The organism is Bacillus hominis (assembly GCF_018332515.1).
Classification (GTDB): domain Bacteria; phylum Bacillota; class Bacilli; order Bacillales; family Bacillaceae_G; genus Bacillus_A; species Bacillus_A hominis.
This window is the reverse complement of record NZ_BOQD01000664.1, coordinates 1-345: the sequence shown is the minus strand read 5'-3', so window position 1 is coordinate 345 and position 345 is coordinate 1. Positions and strand designations below refer to the sequence as shown.

Sequence of the window (345 nt, the reverse complement as noted above, 5' to 3'; positions counted from 1 at the left end):
TATTACATTAATAATTTAAAAGCAAGCAAGATTGTTAGTGTTTTAGGATATATAAATTAATGAAGTGTTATAATACAAAATAGCCTCCGCTGTTAAGCAGGGGCTATTTTGTATTATTTTATTTATTTGCATTTAAAATTTTATAGTTTTTATGATTTACAATTGTTCGGTCAAATTCAAAAGTACCACCGCTCACATCTGTAACTTCAACTAAGACCGATTCAGTGTATAGTTTTAGCACAGATCCTGTAATCTTTAAGTTATTTCGTTGAAATAGTATAATATCCCCTACGTTTGCTTTCATAGTACCTCCTTATAAAAGACAGAAATATTTGTTTATTATAT

Annotated in this window: 1 protein-coding gene; it reads right to left on the bottom strand. The window is 27.5% G+C overall.

Features of this window, described 5'->3' with window-relative positions; translation table 11 throughout:
- Positions 1-118 precede the first annotated feature (118 nt).
- A complete protein-coding gene (locus KI356_RS27840) occupies positions 119-304 on the bottom strand; it encodes a YkvS family protein (RefSeq protein ID WP_128279976.1) in 186 nt (61 codons plus the stop codon).
- Positions 305-345 lie beyond the last annotated feature (41 nt).

Bases quoted from the DNA above. Each gene is read 5' to 3' on its own strand.
- KI356_RS27840 (WP_128279976.1), bottom strand. From the start codon at position 304: ATGAAAGCAAACGTAGGGGATATTATACTATTTCAACGAAATAACTTA.